General features: G+C 53.8%; 1 rRNA gene. It reads left to right on the top strand.

What is annotated here, in order from left to right:
• Positions 1–19 precede the first annotated feature (19 nt).
• A 16S ribosomal RNA gene (locus M0415_RS21400) occupies positions 20–223 on the top strand; the annotation flags it as partial.

Raw genomic sequence — 223 nt, 5'->3', positions numbered from 1 at the left:
GAGTTAAACAAAAAACTTTTAATTGAAGAGTTTGATCATGGCTCAGATTGAACGCTGGCGGCAGGCCTAACACATGCAAGTCGAGCGGCAGCACAAGGGAGTTTACTCCTGGGGTGGCGAGCGGCGGACGGGTGAGTAATGCCTAGGGATCTGCCCAGTCGAGGGGGATAACAGTTGGAAACGACTGCTAATACCGCATACGCCCTACGGGGGAAAGGAGGGG

The sequence above is a fragment of the Shewanella sp. 10B genome, from assembly GCF_023475885.1.
GTDB classification, from domain to species: domain Bacteria; phylum Pseudomonadota; class Gammaproteobacteria; order Enterobacterales; family Shewanellaceae; genus Shewanella; species Shewanella mangrovisoli.
The sequence above is the reverse complement of the archived record's forward strand: the minus strand, read 5'-3'. Positions and strand labels throughout refer to the sequence as shown.